13 protein-coding genes are annotated in these 19370 nt (G+C 71.2%); 9 read left to right on the forward strand and 4 right to left on the reverse strand.

What is annotated here, in order from left to right; genetic code table 11:
- Window positions 1-9 precede the first annotated feature (9 nt).
- The 3 genes from ACWFRJ_RS02740 to ACWFRJ_RS02750 form a co-directional block, all read right to left on the reverse strand.
- Window positions 10-789, reverse strand: coding sequence for a class I SAM-dependent methyltransferase (locus ACWFRJ_RS02740; protein ID WP_453524366.1), 780 nt, complete (start codon window positions 787-789; stop codon window positions 10-12).
- Between the two features lie 196 nt (window positions 790-985).
- Window positions 986-1576 (reverse strand): molybdopterin-dependent oxidoreductase, encoded by a 591-nt coding sequence (locus ACWFRJ_RS02745; protein ID WP_453524367.1) that lies wholly within the window; start codon window positions 1574-1576, stop codon window positions 986-988.
- Between the two features lie 127 nt (window positions 1577-1703).
- Complete coding sequence (locus ACWFRJ_RS02750) at window positions 1704-2678, reverse strand: mannose-binding protein (protein WP_453525051.1); 975 nt, start codon at window positions 2676-2678, stop codon at window positions 1704-1706.
- Between the two features lie 545 nt (window positions 2679-3223).
- Here ACWFRJ_RS02750 and ACWFRJ_RS02755 point away from each other — a divergent pair.
- From ACWFRJ_RS02755 to ACWFRJ_RS02770, 4 genes are all read left to right on the forward strand, one after another.
- Entirely contained in the window at window positions 3224-3973 is a 750-nt protein-coding gene (locus ACWFRJ_RS02755; protein ID WP_453524368.1) for a type VII secretion system-associated protein, read from the forward strand.
- Window positions 3970-5178 (forward strand): ricin-type beta-trefoil lectin domain protein, encoded by a 1209-nt coding sequence (locus ACWFRJ_RS02760; protein WP_453524369.1) that lies wholly within the window; start codon window positions 3970-3972, stop codon window positions 5176-5178. The genes ACWFRJ_RS02755 and ACWFRJ_RS02760 overlap by 4 nt, the downstream gene beginning before the upstream one ends.
- 162 nt (window positions 5179-5340) lie before the next feature.
- Window positions 5341-8661 carry a right-handed parallel beta-helix repeat-containing protein gene (locus tag ACWFRJ_RS02765; protein ID WP_453524370.1) on the forward strand — a complete coding sequence of 1107 codons (3321 nt, stop codon included), beginning with the start codon at window positions 5341-5343 and terminating at the stop codon, window positions 8659-8661.
- On the forward strand, window positions 8658-9902 hold the full coding sequence (locus ACWFRJ_RS02770; RefSeq protein ID WP_453524371.1) for a S8 family serine peptidase: 1245 nt from the start codon (window positions 8658-8660) through the stop codon (window positions 9900-9902). The genes ACWFRJ_RS02765 and ACWFRJ_RS02770 overlap by 4 nt, the downstream gene beginning before the upstream one ends.
- A 64-nt stretch (window positions 9903-9966) precedes the next feature.
- Here ACWFRJ_RS02770 and eccCa read toward each other — a convergent pair whose 3' ends face one another.
- Window positions 9967-13947: a type VII secretion protein EccCa gene (gene eccCa, locus ACWFRJ_RS02775; RefSeq protein WP_453524372.1), complete on the reverse strand. Its 3981-nt coding sequence runs from the start codon at window positions 13945-13947 to the stop codon at window positions 9967-9969.
- Window positions 13948-14403: 456 nt separating this feature from the next.
- Between eccCa and eccD the strand changes: the two genes are divergently transcribed.
- From eccD to ACWFRJ_RS02800, 5 genes are all read left to right on the forward strand, one after another.
- Window positions 14404-15810: a type VII secretion integral membrane protein EccD gene (eccD, locus tag ACWFRJ_RS02780; RefSeq protein ID WP_453524373.1), complete on the forward strand. Its 1407-nt coding sequence runs from the start codon at window positions 14404-14406 to the stop codon at window positions 15808-15810.
- Window positions 15811-15890: 80 nt separating this feature from the next.
- A complete protein-coding gene (eccB, locus tag ACWFRJ_RS02785) occupies window positions 15891-17465 on the forward strand; it encodes a type VII secretion protein EccB (RefSeq protein WP_453524374.1) in 1575 nt (524 codons plus the stop codon).
- Between the two features lie 493 nt (window positions 17466-17958).
- Window positions 17959-18294 (forward strand): hypothetical protein, encoded by a 336-nt coding sequence (locus ACWFRJ_RS02790; RefSeq protein WP_453524375.1) that lies wholly within the window; start codon window positions 17959-17961, stop codon window positions 18292-18294.
- Between the two features lie 84 nt (window positions 18295-18378).
- On the forward strand, window positions 18379-18687 hold the full coding sequence (locus ACWFRJ_RS02795; RefSeq protein WP_453524376.1) for a WXG100 family type VII secretion target: 309 nt from the start codon (window positions 18379-18381) through the stop codon (window positions 18685-18687).
- 100 nt (window positions 18688-18787) lie between these two features.
- Window positions 18788-19261, forward strand: a complete 474-nt coding sequence (locus ACWFRJ_RS02800; RefSeq protein ID WP_453524377.1) for a type VII secretion system-associated protein — start codon at window positions 18788-18790, stop codon at window positions 19259-19261.
- Window positions 19262-19370 lie beyond the last annotated feature (109 nt).

Raw genomic sequence — 19370 nt, forward strand, 5'->3', positions numbered from 1 at the left:
GAAGAGGGGTCATGGGGTGGCGCGCAGGAGGACGAGGGATCCGTTGTAGGCGGGTCGGCCGCGCAGGTGGCCGAAGGCTTCGTCCCAGGCGCCGGAGCCGAGGGCGTGGCGCAGGGAGAGGTCGAAGTCCTGCCGGGCGCGGTCGTCGATGAAGCTCCAGGCGGAGCAGGCTTGGCGGGCCGCGGGGTTGAGGAGGAGTTCGGGGCGGCCGTAGTAGGCCTCGTTGAAGCCGTCGGTGCAGTCCAGTGGGATGGGGACGGGCTGGATGGTGGTGGTGGGGCCGAGTGCGGCGGTGAGCCGGTTGAGGGAGGGGTAGCGGCGGGCTTCGGTCTCCAGGACGTCGGGGGCGTACTCGTAGAGCCAGAAGTCGCGGATGCGTGCGGGGTCGCAGGTCAGTACGGCGACGGGGCCGCGGGTGACGCGGCGCATCTCGCGCAGTCCCGCTTCGGCGTCGGACCACTGGTGGACGCTGAAGAGGGTCATCGACGCGTCGAACTGCCCGTCGTCGAAGGGGAGGTCCTCGGCGACGGCGTCGATGGCGGTGGCGAGTTGGGCCGGGCGCTGGGCGCGCATGGCCAGGGACGGCTCGACCGCGGTGATCGTGTGCGTCGCGGTGGTCTCGTACGATCCGGTGCCTGCGCCGACGTTGAGGACGGTGCGCGCGTCACCGAGGGCCTGGGCGATGACGCGGGCGATGCGCTCGTCGGGGCGGCGAAAAGAGGCGTACGTACGACTGATGGCCCCGTGGCCGATGTCGTCGGCGCTGCCGTCGTAGGTGCGCATGACCATGGGGGGACCTCGCCTTTCGGGCCGGGCCGGGGCGGCGGCAACCGCGTCCCGGACAATGCCATCAATTTTGCATCTGCCACAGGAAATCTCCTAGCAGCTGGTGAATGCTTGGCTGATCGGCCAAAAGGTGTGGCATATGCGGCGTTGCATTTGGAGGTTGTGATGCGCCGGATCCCGGTGGCGGTGATGGGCCCCGCTACTGCTTGTCGTCCTCCTCCTGGTAGGAGTAGCGCTGGCCGGCCCAGGGGTCGGCCGTGTTGTGGTAGCCGCGCTCCTCCCAGAAGCCGCGCCGGTCCTCGGTCATGTACTCGATGCCGCGCAGCCACTTGGGGCCCTTGTAGCCGAAGAGGTGCGGGACGACGAGACGCAGCGGGAAGCCGTGTTCGGCGGTGAGCGGCTCGCCGTTGTGGTGGGTGGCCAGGACGGTGGATGCGGCGGTGAGGTCCGTCATGCGGAGGTTCGCGCTGTAGCCGTACTCGGCCCAGGCCATGACGCGGGAGACCCCGTCGGCGGGTGGGGCGAGATCAAGGAGGGCGGACGCGGGCACGCCGAAGAACTCATGGCCGGTGGTGCTGGTGCCGGAGGCGCAGTGCAGGTCCGCGAGAACGGTGACCCTGGGCAGGGCGGCGAGATCCTCGAAGGTCCAGGAGCGCTTCTCCCCGCCGGCGGTGGCGCCGAAGACCTGGAACGTCCAGCGTTCCGGGCGGAAGCGCGGAACCGGCCCGTAGTGCGAGACGGGCCAGCCCTTCGCCAGCCGCTGGCCCGGCGGCAGCATGCCCTTCTCCATCACACAGCCCCCTGTCTCGGTATACGCAGATGCAAGGCAAAAGCGTATGCCAGACCCATAGAAACGAAACGCATGGGCGAGAAAGGCTGGCATGTGGGGTGCTGCCGCAGCGGGCCCCGGCGCACTGTCAGGTCGACCAGATGACCCGGCCGTTGTGCACGATCACCACTTTGCCGTCGGCCCGGAGGACCAGCTGGGCGCCCTCGTGGCCGTGGCTCTTGGACGCCCAGATGGGACGGTCGTCGCCGTTGTGGATGACGAGATTGCCGTCCTGCTGGAAGATCGCCCGGTGGTTCTCGCCGAAGGTCATGGCCGCCCAGATGGCCTTTCCCTTCTCGTTGTAGACGACGAGGTTGCCGTCGGTCTGCATCACCATGCGGATGCGGTTGGTGGTCCAGGCCTGCTTGACCTCCAGGACGCTGGGTGCCGAAACCGTCTCGGTGGTCCAGTTCGGCTTCGGGGCGACCTTGGGCTTGGGGTCGGGCTTCTTCTCGGGCGGGTTGCTCTTGCTGGGTTCCGGCGGAGGCAGAACGGCCTTGGGGACGGTCGTCTTCGGAGCCTCTGTCTTCTTCGGCTTCTTCTTTTCCGGCGACGGACTTGGCTTCTTGGCCACGTAGTCCTGGAGTCCCGCCGGGTCGGAGTCGGGGTGCAGGACGGTGTCGCCGCCCGCCCCCTTGACGGTGTCCGGGGGTCCGTCGTCCCTCGCGCTGCCCGTCAGGAGCAGCGGTATCGCGATCAGCGCGGCACCGGCGATCGCGGCACCCGCGAGGACCGGTTTGCGGGGGCGTCCGCTGCTGACGCCGGTGCCTGTCTTGACTCCGGGCGGTGTCGCGCCGACGGCCGCGGCCACGGCGACGCCCTCATCCGGAGTCTCGGTGGACTTGGCAGGCGCGGCGGCCGGAGCGGCCTTGGCTTCACCGCCCGGGGAGGTGCCGGACTCCGCGTCGGGGGCTGCGGCCGGGCTCGGCGTCTCCTTGTCCGGTACGGAGGGAGTGGTCTTCTCGTCCGGTGCGGGAGACGCGGCCGGGGCCTCGGTCTCTCCTGCGGGCGCGGCTGCGGCCGTCTCCGCGTTCGCGCCGGGGGCGGGGGGCTGGGGGGACATGCGGTACTCCTCCTCGGTGGCGGAGCTGTCGATGTGGGCAGGGGCCCGCGCGGCGGCCGGGCCGGTCGAGAGCCTGCCGCCGCCACCGGTGTCGGGTGGGGGCGTGTCGAAGTGAGCCGGTTCGGCTCGGTACTTGATGCCGGTCTCCGCGTGGTCGGTCACGGTGGTGGCCGCGGGCCGGTCCGACGCCTCCGGGCCACGAGGTCTTCCCGTACGGCCCTGGCCCGGACGTCCGGACGGAACGCACTGTCCATCGGCGGAGCCGACGGCGTGCACAACTTAGCCCGTCACCGGGCCGGTAGCCGATCATCGCGCCACAACTGCCTTCGCGCTTTGTCCGTTCACGCCTCACTGCTCCCGGAACGTTCCCCACTCGGGCGTCAAACGGGCACGCGGAAGACCGAAACGGATCTTCCCCGGCCGCCAACCGGAGGGGTCCGTATGGCATTGTGTTGGCTCCCGGCATGATCAGTATGATCGGTGTCGGCGCGCGCCTGATGTTGCGGCGCCCAAAGATTCGTACGGACCGAAGAGTTCAGGTGGAGATGCGGCCCGGAGAACGGCAAGAGGGCAGGCATGACGGCCTGTCCGTGGTGTCCGGTGGATCCGGCCCGGTCGCCGCCGCCCCCGCGCCAGCTGTTGACGACGCGCCAGAGGCCACCGTCACACCCGAGATACCCGAGGCGGTGCGCGCCGCCGCCCGCCGGGCGCCAGGGCACTGGATCGGCGTGGTCGACCCCGAGTGGACCGAGGAGCGGACACCGCCGGAGTTCGCGGTGCTCGGGGAGTGGCAGTCGGACGAGAGCGGGGGAGTGGGGGACTACCGCGCCAACCCGGCGTACCGCCCCTCCGCACGGGTGCTCGGCTGGCCGGAGCCCACCGACCCGGTGGACGCGGCGGCGCAGCGGGCCGCCACCGGATACGGCTCGGTGGACGAAGCCCTCGCGGCGCTCGCGGAGGCGGATGTCACCGTGGTGCGCGCGCCGGACGGCGGGCCGCTCACGGCGACAGGGCAGGACGGCGAGCCGGTTGTGCTGTTGTTCACCGCACCTGCACACGAGTTCATGTCCCCGGTACTTCGCCATGGCAGGCTTCCGGCGATGGAGCTGGCCCGTTCACTGAGCGGTTCGGGCACCCTGCTGATGGTCAACGCCGGGGCCGCGGCCCCTTTGTTCATCCCGGCCGACAGCCTTGTCGGCCTCTCCGGCACCGTGGACCGTGCCGGCCCGCCGGCCGCGGCCCGGACCGACAGCTCTCCTGAACTCTCGCCCCACATCACAGGGAGTACCTCGTGACGCGTTCGGCCCAGCAGCCCTCCACTTCCCAGGGGGCCGAGACGGCTTCCGACGGTGAGGAGACGACCGCGGCGGCCACCGCCGCCGAGCCCAAGTCGAAGACCGAGCCCAAGGCGAAGTCGGAGCCCAAGTCGAAGACCGAGGCCGCGCCCGAGCCCGCGGAGGCGAAAGCCGCAGCCGAGCCCGGCACGGAGCCCGCCAAGTCCGAGGCCAAGAGCGAAGGCAAGAGCGAGGCCGGCTCCGAAGGCAAGTCCGAGGCCACCGGAACCGCGTCCGAGAGCGGGGCGGCCGCCTCCGGCACGGGGTCCGACACCGAGACCGACCCCGGCGCCGCCGCGGCGGCCAAGAGCCGGCTGCCCGCGCTCGTACGGACCGTGTCCGCGACCGCGATCGGCAAGCCGCAGCAGCGGACCGGGCCGGTCGGACGGCCGGGCAGGGCCGTGCTCGCCGGAGCCGCGGTCGCCGGGGCGCTGCTCGTGTCCGTGCCGTTGCTGACGCTCGGCGGGGACGACGACAACGGCCCCAAGGGACGGGCGGCGGCTGCCGGAACCGTCCTCGGCGGCGACGAGCAGGACGAACCGGGCGAGTTCGCGGAGACCAAGCCCGACGCCGGTTCCAAGGACGACGACAAGGACTCCGACAAGTCCGGCAAGCAAGAGAAGCCGGATAAGCCTGCCGCGCCCGCTCCGACGAAGGACGACGACGAGAAGGACAAGCCGAAGGACGACGGCAAGAAGGCCCAGACGGAGAAGCAGGCCAGTCAGAAGAAGTCCGACGGGAACAAGGACAAGCCCAAGAAGGCCGGTGGCGGCGTGACTCTCGGCGCCCCCGTCTCCTTCCACAGCCACCTCTCGGGCCGCTGCATCGACGTACCGGGCAGCAACTTCAGCGACGGCAAGCAGCTGCAGATGTGGGACTGCAACGGCGCCCCGGCGCAGAAGTTCCAGTTCGCCTCCGACGGCACCGTACGCATTCAGGGCCTGTGCCTGGACGTCGCCAACGCGAACTTCAACGACCGGACGGCCATCCAGATCGCCCGGTGCAACGGCGCCGACGCCCAGAAGTTCGCGCTGAACCCCAGCCACGACCTGGTCAACACCGTGGTCGGCAAGTGCGTCGACATCAACGGCAGCAACCGTGAGAACCACGCCCCTCTCGAACTGTGGGGCTGCACGGGCAGGGACAACCAGAAGTGGAGCGTCTGACCGGACGCCCCGGACCCGGACGCCCCGGACCGGGAGCACACCGCTCCCGGCGCCCGCCCGTTCCCGCGGGCGAGGCATGATGGCACCGTCGGCTCGCCGACACACGCGCCCCCGTGAGGGGGCGTCCCGCTGTAGACGCAGCCATGGCAAGGAGGTTGGTGCGTGTCGCGCCAGGTACTGACGGTCGGCCCCGGAGGCCAGGACCGCTACCGGACGATCGGTGAGGCACTCGTGGCCGCCAGGACCGGCGCGCTGATCAGCGTCCGGCCCGGGACGTACGCGGAGAACCTCGTGATCCACACCCGGGTCACCCTCACCGCCGCCGAGGGGCGGGGCACCGTGGAGATCCGGCCGCGCTCGGGCAGCGTGCTCGCGCTGCGCGCCGACGCCGTGATGCTCTCCGAACTGACCCTGCGCGGCGGCGACGCCGAGCTGCCTGCCGTGGACGTACGGCGCGGACAGGCCGCACTCGACGGCTGCGAGGTCATCGGCGCGGCCTGGACCGCGATGCTGGCCGGGGGCACCGGCTCCCTGGCGCTGCGGGACTGCCGGGTGAGCAACCCGCAGGGCGCGGGCATCGTGGTCACGTCGACCACGCCCACCACCGTGGAGTCCTGCAACTTCGAGCACCTGGGCACCAGCGGCCTCGTCATCGCGGAGGAGGGCGACGCGCGCGTCCGCGGCTGCACGGTGCGCGGCGCCCGCGGCAACGGCCTGCTCGCCAACGGAGAGGGCCGCGGCACCGTCGAGGACTGCGACTTCTCCTCCACCGACAAACCCTCCATCGCCCTGGAACAGAACTGCTCCATCACGGTCACCCGCACCGTGGTGCACGACACCAGCACCGGCGTGCACCTGAGCAGTACGGGCCGTACGACGCTGGAGGACGTCCGCGTCACCGGCGCGTCCGGCAACGGGATCGCCCTTGCCGGGGGCACCGATCCGGTGCTGCGCCGCTGCCGGGTCTCGCGCACCCGCGGCCACGGCGTCCTCGTCACCGACCGGGCGCGCGGCACCTTCGAGGACTGCTGGGTGGACAGCGCGCAGGGCGCGGCCGTGCGGGTCGCCGGGGGCGCATCGCCGGCGTTGACCGGCCTCACCGTCCGCGACTGCGACGGGACCGGGCTGCTCCTGGAAGAGGACTCGGCGCCCGAGCTCGACCGCCTGGAAGTGATCGGCGGCTCGCCCGCGATCGCGGTGCGCGGCGGCGCCAACCCCCTGCTGCGCCGGGCCCGTCTGGTGGAGCCCGCCGGTGACGGCATCGCGGCCACCAAGGACGCCCGTGGCCGCGCCGAGGACTGCGAGATCGTACGGCCGAAGGGCGCCGGCGTGCGCGTGGCCTCCGGCAGCACCCTCTACCTGGCGGGCGGCGGAGTCTCCGATACGGACACCGTCGGCCTGATCGTTGAGGACGGCGGCAACGTCACCGTCCGCGACTTCCGCGTCGAGATATCCGGCGAGGAAGGGGTGATCGTCGCCGCGGGCGGCGAGCTGACCGCCAACCGCACCACGGTCCACGCCCCGAAGAGCCACGGTTTCCTGCTCAACGAGGGCGCGCTCGCCTCGCTCAGCGGCTGCGAGGTCTCCGGAGGCGAACAGGACGGCTTCCGCGTGGAGTCCACCGCGCCGGTCTCCCTCGTGAACTGCCTCGCCCGGGAGAACGCGGGCGGCGGTCTCGTGCAGACCTCGCCCGGCGACCGGCTCGCCGTCGAGGGCCTGAACAGCGTCGGCAACGGCAAGCGGGACGCCTGGGGCAGCGGCAGCGCGGAGAACACCGACCCGGCAGGGTCCGGCGCCGGTGACGCACCCCCGCCGGACCGCGAAGGCGGCCCGCTCGGCGCCCTCAACGCGCTGATCGGCCTGGAGAACGTCAAGCAGCAGGTGGGCACCCTGGTCAACCTGACCCAGCTCGCCCAGCGCCGCGAACAACTCGGCATGTCGGCGCCGCCGATGAGCCGGCACCTGATCTTCGCCGGGCCGCCCGGTACCGGCAAGACCACCGTCGCCCGCCTCTACGGCTCGATCCTGGCCGAACTCGGCTCGCTGCGCAGCGGACACCTGGTGGAGGTCTCCCGCGCCGACCTGGTCGCGCAGGTCGTCGGCGGTACCGCGATCAAGACCACCGAGACCTTCCAGCGGGCGCTCGGCGGCGTGCTGTTCGTCGACGAGGCGTACACGCTCACCTCGGACAGCAACAACGGTGGCGCCGACTTCGGCCGTGAGGCGGTGGATACGCTCCTGAAGCTGATGGAGGACCACCGCGACGACGTGGTGGTGGTCGCGGCCGGATACTCCCGCGAGATGGACTCCTTCCTCGGCTCCAACCCGGGCCTGGCATCACGCTTCTCGCGGACCGTCGAGTTCGAGAACTACTCGGTGCCCGAACTGGTCGCGATCATGGAGAACATGTGCGGCCAGCACCAGTACGAGCTGGGCGAGGGCACCGCCGACGCCCTTGCCGCACACTTCGAGGCGATGCCGCGCGACGCGGGCTTCGGCAACGGCCGTGCCGCGCGCGGGGTGTTCGAGGAGATGGTGGACAGACAGGCGGTCCGGCTCGCCACTCTGCCGCAGGTCAGCGAGAAGGACCTGCGGCTGCTGCTGCCCGAGGACGTCTCCCTCACCGCCGCCGCGAAGGACGCCGGGACCGCCGTCGCCCCGGTCGACGACCCGCTCACCCGGCTCGGCGACATGGTCGGCCTCGCCGAGGTCAAGCGCGACGTCGCGGACCTGGTCAACCTCATCACCACCGCCCGCCACCGCGCGGCCGCAGGACTTCCGGTGCCCTCGCTCAGCAACCACCTGGTCTTCACCGGGCCGCCCGGCACCGGCAAGACCACCGTCGCCCGGCTCTACGGTGAGGTCCTTACCCAGCTCGGCATCCTCGACCGGGGCCAGCTGATCGAGGCGGCCCGCGCCGACCTGGTCGGCCGCTACATCGGCCACACCGCCCAGCTCACCCGCGAGGTCTTCGAACGGGCCCGCGGCGGCGTGCTGTTCATCGACGAGGCATACACCCTCACCCCGGCGGGCGGCGGCGCCGACTTCGGCCAGGAGGCGGTGGACACCCTCCTGAAGCTGATGGAGGACCACCGCGACGAGGTGGTCGTCATCGTCGCCGGATACACCGACGAGATGGAACGCTTCCTCGCCTCCAACCCGGGCCTCTCCTCCCGCTTCCCGCGCCGGATCGGCTTCGCCGACTACTCCTCCGAGGAACTGGTCACCATCGTGCGCTCCCAGTCCGCGAAAATGGGCTACGAGTGCGGCCCCGGCACAGGACCGCTCCTGCGGGAGTACTTCGACTCGCTGCCCCGGGACCGCACCTTCGGTAACGCCCGCCTCGCCCGCCAGGTGGTCGAGACGATGGTCACCCGCCAGGCGAGACGCCTCAGTTCACTGGCCACGCCCACGCTCGACGACCTGCGCATCCTCGTCCCCGACGACGTCGTGGCGGCGGCACCTAAGGCGGCTCCCCGATGAATTCGCACGCCCGCGGGACCGCCCGCCTGCTGTCAGGCACCGGCCTCGCCGCCGCCCTGCTCCTTCCCGTGGCCGTCCCGGCCCAGGCGGCGCCCTTCTCGCGCCCGCCGACGGCCGACGGGAAGAAGGGCCAGGAACTGCCCGGCATGCCCTCCGCGCTCGACCCGGACGCCGCGAACGCGCCCTGCACCCCCGCCTCCCGTGAGAAGGCGAAGAAGCAGGACTGGTCACGCCAGCGCCTCGATCTGGACCGGCTGCACCGCGACAACACCGGTGCGGGCGTGACCGTCGCCCTGATCGGCACCGGTGTCGCCCCCGACGCCGCCGGGCTCGAGGGCCGGGTCACCGCCGCAGGAGCGGCCGGTGAGGACTGCGTGGGCCACGGCACCTTCCTGGCCGGGCTCATCGCAGGGAACGGCGGGGAGAGCCCGCGCCTTGCCGGGGTCGCCCCTGGCGCGAAGATCCTGGCCCTGCGCGGCACGGGACCGCGCGGTCAGGCCAACCCCGACCTGGTCGTACAGGCGGTGCGCGAGGCGACCGAGGCCCGGGCCAAAGTCATCACTGTGGCGGTCGCCTTGCCGCGCCGGGACAAGGCGTTGACCCAAGCGGTCGCCGACGCCCGCCGTGCGGGCGCCGTCGTGATCGCCGCCGCCACCCCGGACCCGCCCTCGCGCGGTACGGAGGAGGTGCCGTCCCGCGTCTACTGGCCTGCCGGTGAGCCCGGTGTCGTCTCGGTCGCCGACATGCTTCCCGGCGGCGTCCGCCCCGACGGCTCCCTGCCCACCAGCGGCATCGACCTGGCAGCCCCCGGCGCCGGAGTGGTCTCCGGCGGCCCGCGCGGCGACGGTCACTATCTCGGCGCGGGTGCTTCGGTGGCCGCAGCCCAGGCCGCCGGGGCCGCGGCAGTGGTCCGCTCCGCCCATCCCGACGAATCACCCAAGGTCGTCGAGCGCCGCCTGACCGCCACGGCCTACCCCGCTGACATCCCCCAGTTGGATGCCTACGCCGCCGTCACCACGGTTCTCGGCGAATCCGGCGCCCCCACCCGCGCCAAACACGCCGCGGAACCCGTGGCCGTCCGCGACACGTCCGCCACCGACCGCGCGACCGGCCGCGCCACCGTCTTCGTGCTGCTCGGCTCCGCCGCCGTCCTCGCGATCCTCTGGGGCGCTTTCGCGCTTCCCCGGGCCCGCAGAAGGGGATGGCGTCCGGCGGACGCGCGAGTACCGGCACAGGACTGAGTACGAACGGAAAGTGGGGGCCACCACAGGTGGCCCCCACTTTCCGTTCGTACTCCGCGTTTCCTCAGTCGCTCTGCCCCGGGTTCTCCTCCACCAGCGCCGTCTGCATCAGGCGCTCCTTGCGGCGGGCGATGTGCAGAGCACGGCCCGGGGGAAGGTTGCGGGGCTTGGCATTGCCGAAGAGGCGGCCTTCAGTGGGCGGGCAGGAGAGCAGGACGGCGGGGTTGTTGGACTCGTCGAGGCGGCGCATGAGTCCGTCGCTGAGACCGCGTCCCGCGCCCATGGCGCTGCGGGCGACGACGAGATGGAGACCCGTCTCGAAGCCCAGCGTCAGATGCTCGAAGAGCGGCTCGAAGGGACTCTGGAAGGAACTGCCGGAGACCATGTCGTAGTCGTCGACCAGGATGAAGAGGCGAGGCCCTGTCCACCAGTCGCACTGGCGCATGCGGCCAGGAGCGATGTCGGCGCCGGGGATCCGGGTCTTCATCGCGCGGGCCGCGCCCTCGATGGTCTCCTTGAGGTTGTCCAGGGAGATCACGTGCCCGATGCGGTACTCCTCGGGGATGGTGTCCACCAGGGTGCGCCGGTAGTCCACCGCGATGATCTTCGCCTCGTCGGGCGTGTAGCGGGCGGTGATGCCCTGGGTGATGCGGCGCAGCATGTTGGTCTTGCCGCTCTCGGTGTCGCCGACCACGATCAGGTGCGGGGTGCGGCTGAAGTCGTGCCAGACCGGTTCGAGCGCGTCCTGGTCGATGCCGAGCGGGAGGCGCATGCCGCCGCCCTCGGTGGCCTCGGGCGCGGGGAGTTCGGCGAGCGGGAGGCGGTGCGGCAGCATCCGTACCTGCGGGGCCGGCGCGCCCGTCCAGTGCCGGGACACCTCGGCGACGAGGTGGGCGACACCGTCGCCGAGATCCTCCAGGGAGCCGCTCCCGTCGATGCGGGGCAGACCTGCCAGGAAGTGCATCTTGCTGTCGGCCGTGATGCCGCGACCGCCGCTGCGCGGCACCGAGCGGGCCTTGCGGGTGTCGATCTCGGAGTCCATCGCATCACCCATCCGCAGTTCGAGGCGGGTGGCGGCCTGGTCACGGACCTGGGCCGACAGCTCCACCCAGCGGGTGGTGGTGATGAGCAGGTGGATGCCGTAGTTGAGGCCACGGGCAGCAAGCTCGTTGAACTTCGGGATCAGGTTGTCGTAGTCCTGGCGGACCGTGGACCAGCCGTCGATCACCATGAAAACGTCGCCGAAGGGCTCGTCGGGGAACTCCCCGGCGGCCCGGCGACGGCGGTAGGACTGCATGGAGTCGAGGGTGTGGTCGACGAAGAACTGCTCACGGCGTGCGAGCAGCGTCATCACCTCGGCGACGGTCCGGTACACCCGCTCCGGGTTGAGCCGCGCCGCGACACCGCCGACGTGCGGGAGCGCTGCGAGCTGCGAGAGCCCGCCGCCGCCGAAGTCGAGGCAGTAGAACTGGATCTCGGCGGGCGTGTGGGTGAGGGCGAGAGCGCCGATCAGGGTGCGGGCGAGAGTGGACTTGCCGCTCTGCGAACCACCGGCGATGGCGACATGGCCGCCTGCCCCGGAGAGGTCCACGACCAGCGGGTCGCGGCGCTGGTCGAAGGGCTTGTCCACCAGGCCGACCGGGACCCGGAGCTTGCCGGTGCCGGACCAGCCTTCGGCGGTGAGGCCGCGCCCGGGGACGGGTGCGACGCCGGGCAGGAGGGCGTCAAGGGGCGAGGGCTCCTTCAGCGGCGGCAGCCACACCTGATGGGCGGCGGGGCCCGCGTCGCGAAGCCTGTCGAGGGCCACGTCGAGCAGGGTCTCCTCGGGGCCGTTCTCCTCGACCTCCGGCTCCGGTTCGGGCGCGGCCTCCAGGGTGCGCGGCACCACCCAGCCACTGGTCCACGGTACGACCTGGCTGGCGACCCGGGCCTGTACGACTGCTCCGGTGCGGCGCGCGTAGGTGCCGGAGGAGTAGGCGGCACGGAACCGGGTCAGGGACTCCACACCGGACTTCAGGAAGCCGCTGCCGGGCTGGGCGGGCAGTTGGTAGGCGTCCGGCACACCGAGGACGCCCCGGCTCTCCATCGCGGAGAAGGTGCGCAGACCGACGCGGTAGGAGAGGTGGCTCTCCAACTGGTGCATGCGGCCCTCGTCCAGACGCTGCGAGGCGAGCAGCAGGTGTACGCCGAGCGAACGGCCGAGGCGGCCGATCATCACGAACAGGTCCATGAACTCCCGGTGCGCGGAGAGGAGCTCACTGAACTCGTCGACCACCACGAACAGGCTGGGCAGCGGGGCGAGATCGGCCCCGGCGGCGCGGGCCCGCTCGTACTCCAGGGCGGAGGTGTAGTTGCCCGCGGAGCGCAGCAGTTCCTGACGGCGCATGAGCTCGCCGTGCAGGGCGTCCTGCATACGTTCCACCAGGGCGACCTCGTCGGCGAGGTTGGTGATGACGGCGGAGGTGTGGGGGAGTTCCTCGAGGCCGAGGAAGGTGGCGCCGCCCTTGAAGTCGACCAGGATGAAGTTGAGCGTCTCGGAGGAGTTGGTCAGGGCGAGGCCAAGGACGAGCGTGCGAAGGAGTTCACTCTTGCCGGAGCCGGTGGCGCCGATGAGCATGCCGTGCGGGCCCATGCCTCCCTGCGCGGACTCCTTGATGTCGAGTTCCACCGGGCGGCCGTCCACACCGACCGCGATCGGCACCCGCAGCCGTGCGGAGCCGGTGTTGCGGTCGAACAGCGTCTGCGGGTCGTGCCGGTGCAGGTCGGGGATGCCGAGCAGGGTGGTCAGCTCGACGTCGCTGTCCAGGGGCTGCGCGATGTCGCTGCCCAGGCTGATCCGGCGGCTGGTGAGCAGCCGGGCCAGCGACTCGGCGCCGTGCCGGCCGAGCCGGTCGGGCTTGCCGAGCGGCACGGAGCGCTCCTTGCGGCTGCGGTCGGTGCGCACCAGGCTGACCTGGTCGGGCCCGGCGGTCAGCCGCAGCGTGTTGCGGCCGGGGCGCCAGCGCAGCGCACCGGAGACGTCGAGGACCAGGGCGTTGCGGTAGCCGTGCCCCTCCCAGCGGTGGCCCTCGGGGACGGTGATGCCGTCAAGGACGATGACCGTGTAGGGCTCGTCACGGCCGGGACGGGCCTCCGGGTCGAAGCCGGGGCGTTCGGCGAACTCGGCGCCGAGCAGGTCGTCGAGCTCGGTGAGGTCGGCGGTGATCCGGCGGACCTGGCCCGCGCCGTCCTCCTCGTACGGGTGCAGGGCGTGCGGCAGCCACTTGGCCCACTCCCAGTCGGGCCGCCGCTCGTCGCTGACGCAGAAGGCGATCCACAGCTCCTCGGGCGCGTGGAACACCGCGAGCTGCCCGAGCATGGCGCGCACCAGAGCGCGTACCGCTTCGGTGTCGGCCTGGGAGGCCTCGGAGGTCCCGGTGTCAGGTGTCTCGTCGGCGCGGAGCAGGACCCGGGCGGAGGAGCGCAGATAGAGGCCGAGGGGCTGTTCGGGGATCGTGGAGTAGGCGCGGATGAAGCGGCGCAGGGCGTGCGCGCAGAGGGGTTCGAGGTCCTCAACCGGGCGGGTGGATACGGGGTTCAGGGCGAGCGCGAGCTGCTGTTCACCGACCGCAAGACGGATCTCGCCGAAGTCCTCGTCGGCCGGGCGGCGTTCCCACAGCCGTGAGGTGCGGGCCAGTGAGCGCAGCGATGCGGGCTCCGGGTGACGCCAGGCGAGCGCCCGCTGCTGTTCCGTGATGGTGACCCGGACCCGCTTGCGGGTCTGCGCCAAGTAACGGAGGTAGTCGCGGCGTTCGCCCTTCAGGCGCTGCTTGCGCTCGCTGGACTTGCGCATGATCTGACCGAGCAGCATGGCACCGGCGGAGAGCGCCATGACGCCCATCGCCAGATACATGAAGACGCCGTTCCCGCCGCCGGGGCGCAGGAACATCAGCATCATCGAAACCGACATGAGCGCCATCGGCAAATAGGTCCATATAGCCGAGGTGTCCGGAACCGTCTCGGCAAGGACCGGCGGCTCCTGAAGGGTCAATTGCCCTTCGGGCATCTCCGGTCCGCGTCTGCGGGCCGGCCGGCGAAACAGCACCACGCTCAAGGAACAGAACCTCCGGTTTCACTGGCTTTTTGGCCCGCAGCTAATACCGGGGCTCTCGGCAGCGGGAAAAGACCCGCACCGCGCTGATTGTCCCGGTCCCGCATGGAGCGGTGAACGCCGGGTGAAAGATTCGGGTGGATAGCGAGGGAAGGGGCAACTCCCCTGACGGACAACTCTCTGCGGGACAATGGAACCGGTCCGTAGTACGACCCGGTCATCGTAGGCAGTAGTCTGCATTCACGGAACGCGACCTGTCCACGCGGGGCGGTGTTCACGGTCGGCGCGGACACAATTCCCCGGCCCGGCACCCCCGTTCCTGGCCCCGTGCGTCTTCCGTACTATTCGCACGTCCCCACTCCCGGGGAAGTCCTCCAGACAAAGCCTCCACGGAAGACGAGAGTTCAGCTGATGACCGACAGTGCGGTGGCCGAACTGTGCCGCCTGACCGTACGTGCGCCGAGCGTGTCCGTCGATCTGGCCGTGCCCGCCGATGTGCCGGTCGCCGATCTCCTGCCCACATTGCTGCGCTATGTCGGCGAGGAGGTCGAGGAGGCCGGTCTCGACCACGCCGGCTGGGTGCTCCAGCAACTAGGTGACGCCCCGCTCGACGAGGAGACCACCCTGGCCCGCGCCGGGCTCGCCGACGGCGCCGTGCTCTACCTGCGCCCGCACACCGAGGCGCTGCCCGAGGCGCGGCTCGACGACCTGGTGGACGGGATAGCCGACACCGCGGGCCGGCGGCTGCACACCTGGCACCCCGGAGCGGCCCGCGGCCTCCTGGTGGGCACCGCGGTGGCGACCGTGGCGGTCGCCCTCATGCTGGTGCTCTGGCCCGGCGTGACCGAATCAGGCTCCCTCAGGGCCGTCTGCGCGGCCCTGGCCGGGCTGCTGCTGCTCGCGGGCGCGGGCTCCGCCAGCCGCGCGGTCGGCGACCGGCTCTCCGCGAACGCGCTCGGCCTCCTTGTCGCGCCCTGCCTGGCCCTGGCCGGCTGGCTGCTGCCCGGCGGCGAGCTGAGCGGCCCGGACGCGGTCAAGGTCGCGGGAGCGCGGCTGCTCGCCGCGGGCGCGGCAGGCGCGGGCGGCGCGGTCCTCGCGCTCGCCGCCACCGCGGTCGGCGCCCCGGCCCTCCTTGCCACCGCCCTCGTCTCGGTGGCGACCGCCATCGCCGGGGCCATGATGGGGTACACCGGCCTCGGCGCCTCGGCCTCGGTGGCCGTGGTGGCAGGGGTGGTCACGCTCGCCGCCGGAGCGGTGGCGCCCTTCGCCTTCAAGCTGGCAGGCCTGCGGCTGCCCGCGCTGCCGTCCACCGCCGCCCAGCTCCAGGAGGGCATCGAGCCCTACGCGGGCGACGAGGTCGCCGAGCGCACCGAGCTGGCGGGGCGCTGGGTCACCGCGCTCTTCGCCGCCACCGGCACCATCGCCGCGGCCGCCCTGCTCGTCCTCACCCAGAGCCCGAGCCTGCCCGAGGTGCTTGCCTCCCTCGTGCTGAGCCTGCTGCTCCTCCTGCACTGCCGCGGCCTCGTCCACATCGGGCAGCGGCTGACCCTGACCGTTCCCGGCGTCTGGGGGCTGCTGCTGCTCGCCCGCGCCTGGGCGGTGGACAGCGACGGAACCGGCCGCCTGGTGGTCTTCGCGGTGCTGTTCGCCGCGGCCGCCGCACTCGTGGTCGCCGCCTGGGTCATCCCCGGCCGCCGGGTGCTGCCGTACTGGGGCCGTGCCGGGGAACTCGCGCACACCCTCTTCGCCGTGGCGCTGATGCCGCTCAGTCTCTGGGTCGCGGGGCTCTTCGGCTGGCTGCGCGGCCTGTTCGGCTGAGCACACCGGGACAGAGGGATCCCGTACCGGGGTAAAGAGCCCGCACACCGGGACACGGAGAAGGAGTCGTAGGAGAGGCCGTGCAGTCCAAACGAGACCAGGTACACGCCCACAGTTTCATGATGGGCAGGCTCAGTTCGGGCCTGCTGACGGCCGATCCGGACGCCCCGGAGAGCCCGCTCGGGCGCACCACACGCGGCGTGATCTTCGGCATCCTGGTGACCGTCCTGATCGGCGCGATCACCACCGTCTACGGCCTGCTGCGCCCCGGCGGGAACGACAGCTGGCGTGACGGCAAGCACTTGGTGGTCAACAGCGACACCGGCGCCCGCTATCTGTGGACCGACACCGACGGCACCCTGCACCCGGTGCGCAACTACGCGTCGGCGCGGCTGATCGGGGGCTCCGACCTGACGGCCGTCGACGTCCGCACCGCCTCCTTGGAGGACGTCCCGGTGGGCACCCCGGTGGGCATCCCCGGGGCTCCGGACACCGTGCCCGGCGCGGGCCAACTCGACTCCGGCGCCTGGCACATGTGCGTCACCGGGCCCGGCGGGGCGCTGCCCGACACCTCCGGTGCCGTGGCGGAAACGGGGGTGAACAAGCCCGGGGCCACCAGCGTCGTGGCCGGGTCGCCGCTGAACTCCCAGGACGTCGACAGTGACCGCGGGGTGCTCGTACGCGGCCCTGACGGCACCGAGTACCTGGTGTGGCGGGGGAGCAGGCTTGCCCTCGACCGCGCGTCCGACGCCCGCAACGCGCTCGGTTACGGCTCCAAGCACCCGATGCCGGTCTCCGCGGCCTTCCTCGACGCGCTGGCGCCGGGACCGGCCCTGGCTCCGCCGAAGGTGCCGGGCCGCGGTGAGGCGGGCCCCGAACTCGGGGGCGAGGCCAGTCGGATCGGCCAGCTGTTCAAGGTCAGCGTGCCCGGCGGCGACAGCACCTACCACCTCCTTCGCAAGGACGGCACGGTGCCGCTGACCCGGCTCGGCGCCGCTCTGGTGCTCGGCGACCCCGCCACCCAGAAGGACGCCTACCAGGGGGAGTCGCCCGAGGTGCGCACGGTCGGTGCGGCCGTGCTGCGCGAACACCGGGCGAAGAACCCGGGCTCCGTCGCGTCCGCGGAGCTGCCGGACGCGCCACCGACCCCGCAGTCCGCGACGCGCGGCAACGCGCTCTGCGCGCAGGTGGACGGCGGCGACGGCGGCGCCCGGATCCGGTCGGTGCTCGTGCCGCTGTCCCGGCTCGCCCCGGTCGCGGTGTCGGAGGGCAGCGCCGAGCCGCTGAGCCCGGCCTGCGTCCCCACGGACGCCACGATCGTCCGACCCGGTCACGGTGCCCTGGTCCGGGCGCTGCACGCGAGCGGCGCCGCGCATGCCGGGACCACTTACCTGGTCGCGGAGAACGGCGTGAAGTACCGCCTCTCGGCCAAGGAATCGCTGGAAGCACTCGGGTACACGGAGGGGGACATCGGCTCGGTCCCGGCACCGCTCCTCGCGGCCCTGCCGACCGGCGCGGACCTCGACCCGGCCGCCGCGTCCGGCGCCGCCGAGCCCAAGGTCACGGCTCCGGCGTGCGGCAGCGCCGACCGGGCGAAGAAGAAGGGCGGCGAGAACGATGACGCGGGCAAGACGGCTACCGCATCTCGGAGTTGACACACCGTGCGGATTCGGGCAAGGCGTACATAGCGCGCCGAAGAAAGGGAAAGGGGACGATCGAAGGGAAAAGTCGTCCTCGATCCGACTCATGTAGTGTGAATCTAGTGAAGACATCGGCGTCTTCACGGTGCCGGATGCGCACGCGCGAAGCTCAGAAGAAGCTCAGATGTTTCAGGAGTGACCTCGCCGACGGATTTCCGGGCCAAGGCCCGAATCGGGGTTTTCCCCATGCCCGTTCGGTCTCTTCCCGTGCCCGCCTTCCGCCCGTTTCGCGATCCGCGGCGCCGAACTCCACATCGCGCGCGCCCGATCGGCCGACACGTGTGTTCACCCCGCTGCAATCTTGCAACAACTCCGTTGCCATAGAGCTGAATTCCGATGGTCGGCCGATGCTCAGATCTTCCCCACTCGCGTTGCGCAAATCACTGAGTTCTCTCTAGCCTCAGCGGGGAACGGTGCGATGCACGCGCCTGAACGAAAGGAGCGCGACATGGCGGACAGCGCCGCAAGGAAAGCGGATTATGCCAAGGGTCTGGGAGGCGTCACCTCCCTGGAGTCGGCCCGTGGCCAGGTCGAGAAGGTCCAGAACAACGTCGCCGAGATCGCCGCGCGTTCGGGCGTCGGCGGCGACGAGGGCCAGGCTCTGCTGAAGCTCTTCCGCAGCTGGAACTCCGAGGCGCAGAAGGTCGTCGTCCAGATCAGCACGATGATCGACGCGCTCCAGGAGAACGTCACCTCCGCCAACCGTCTGGCGAAGGAGAACCAGGACCTGACCGAGGTCCTGAACAGCAAGACCAGCCAGGGTGTCTTCGAAGCACTGAGCTGACCCCCACCGCGGCACCGGCCCCATCCGTGAGGCCGGACTTCGTGAGCTTCCCGGGCGCGCGCCCGGACTTCGAGAGGAGACGTCATGGCCGACGGCATCATCGACCTGCAATACCCCAAGGTCCAGCAAGCCATCGAGGAATTGATGGAGCAGACCCAGCTCATCATCACGACCCTCAACAACCTGGAGGACGAGCTGAAGCCGCTCGTCACCTCCTGGGAGGGTGCGGACCAGGAAAAGTACCGTGAGGTCCAGGCGGAGTGGGACCAGGCCACCAAGAACATGGCCAGGCTCCTCGGTGACAACGGTGCGTTGATCCAGTCCATCCACGACAACCACTCCCGTGACGAGCGCAAGAGCGCCGACAACTGGGGCGGCGTGCGGGCCCGCTAGGCCCAGCCTCACCCACCGGTCCGGCGGGCGCCCGTACGCACGGCGCCCGCCGGACCATCCCGTCCCCCCCGACCGGCACCGAGCAGCAGGAGAGCGTCCCATGGCTGGTGAGAAAGCCGACGTCAAGCACTTCAATCTCAAGGAGATGGAGAACTTCCGCGACAACGAGGTACAGGCGGTGTACAACCGCGCGAAGACGCACCGCTCGGACGGCTCGAAGGCCGGCGTCCGCACGCTGGAAGAGCTCATCGACGGAAAGACCACCGATCGCAACCTCGTGCCGGAGAGGCAGTTTCTGCGCATCGGCAAGATGCTCACGGAGACCCTGGTCTCGGGGCCGAAGCTGATCAAGGGCGTCACCGACGCGGCCACGGCCGTCGACAAACTGCTCGGTGACCAGATCAAGCTTTTCGAGGAGTTGAAAGACGCGCTCACCGACACCATCGACGAGGCCAACAAGACCAAGGACAAGAACCTGGAGGCGATCGACGCGAAGACGCTGCTCCAGAGCTTCGAAGACGTCGACACACTCACCGCCGGCAGCAGTGGCGGCACCGACAGCTCGGACGACTGAGACTCCTGAGCCCGTGCCGCGCGCAGTGGCCGGGGCCACGGCCGCCCGGCGCGCCCGCGTGAAAGACATCCGGCCGCACACCCCCACGAGGACGGGGTGCGTCGGTACG

Source organism: Streptomyces sp. NPDC055239, from assembly GCF_053606205.1.

What these genes read in the sequence shown, in the direction of transcription:
- ACWFRJ_RS02740 (WP_453524366.1), bottom strand. Translation starts at nt 789, where the DNA reads ATGGTCATGCGCACCTACGACGGCAGCGCCGACGACATCGGCCACGGG.
- ACWFRJ_RS02745 (WP_453524367.1), bottom strand. Translation starts at nt 1,576, where the DNA reads ATGGAGAAGGGCATGCTGCCGCCGGGCCAGCGGCTGGCGAAGGGCTGG.
- ACWFRJ_RS02750 (WP_453525051.1), bottom strand. Translation starts at nt 2,678, where the DNA reads ATGTCCCCCCAGCCCCCCGCCCCCGGCGCGAACGCGGAGACGGCCGCA.
- ACWFRJ_RS02755 (WP_453524368.1), top strand. Translation starts at nt 3,224, where the DNA reads ATGCGGCCCGGAGAACGGCAAGAGGGCAGGCATGACGGCCTGTCCGTG.
- ACWFRJ_RS02770 (WP_453524371.1), top strand. Translation starts at nt 8,658, where the DNA reads ATGAATTCGCACGCCCGCGGGACCGCCCGCCTGCTGTCAGGCACCGGC.
- eccCa (WP_453524372.1), bottom strand. Translation starts at nt 13,947, where the DNA reads ATGCCCGAAGGGCAATTGACCCTTCAGGAGCCGCCGGTCCTTGCCGAG.
- eccD (WP_453524373.1), top strand. Translation starts at nt 14,404, where the DNA reads ATGACCGACAGTGCGGTGGCCGAACTGTGCCGCCTGACCGTACGTGCG.
- ACWFRJ_RS02790 (WP_453524375.1), top strand. Translation starts at nt 17,959, where the DNA reads ATGGCGGACAGCGCCGCAAGGAAAGCGGATTATGCCAAGGGTCTGGGA.
- ACWFRJ_RS02795 (WP_453524376.1), top strand. Translation starts at nt 18,379, where the DNA reads ATGGCCGACGGCATCATCGACCTGCAATACCCCAAGGTCCAGCAAGCC.
- ACWFRJ_RS02800 (WP_453524377.1), top strand. Translation starts at nt 18,788, where the DNA reads ATGGCTGGTGAGAAAGCCGACGTCAAGCACTTCAATCTCAAGGAGATG.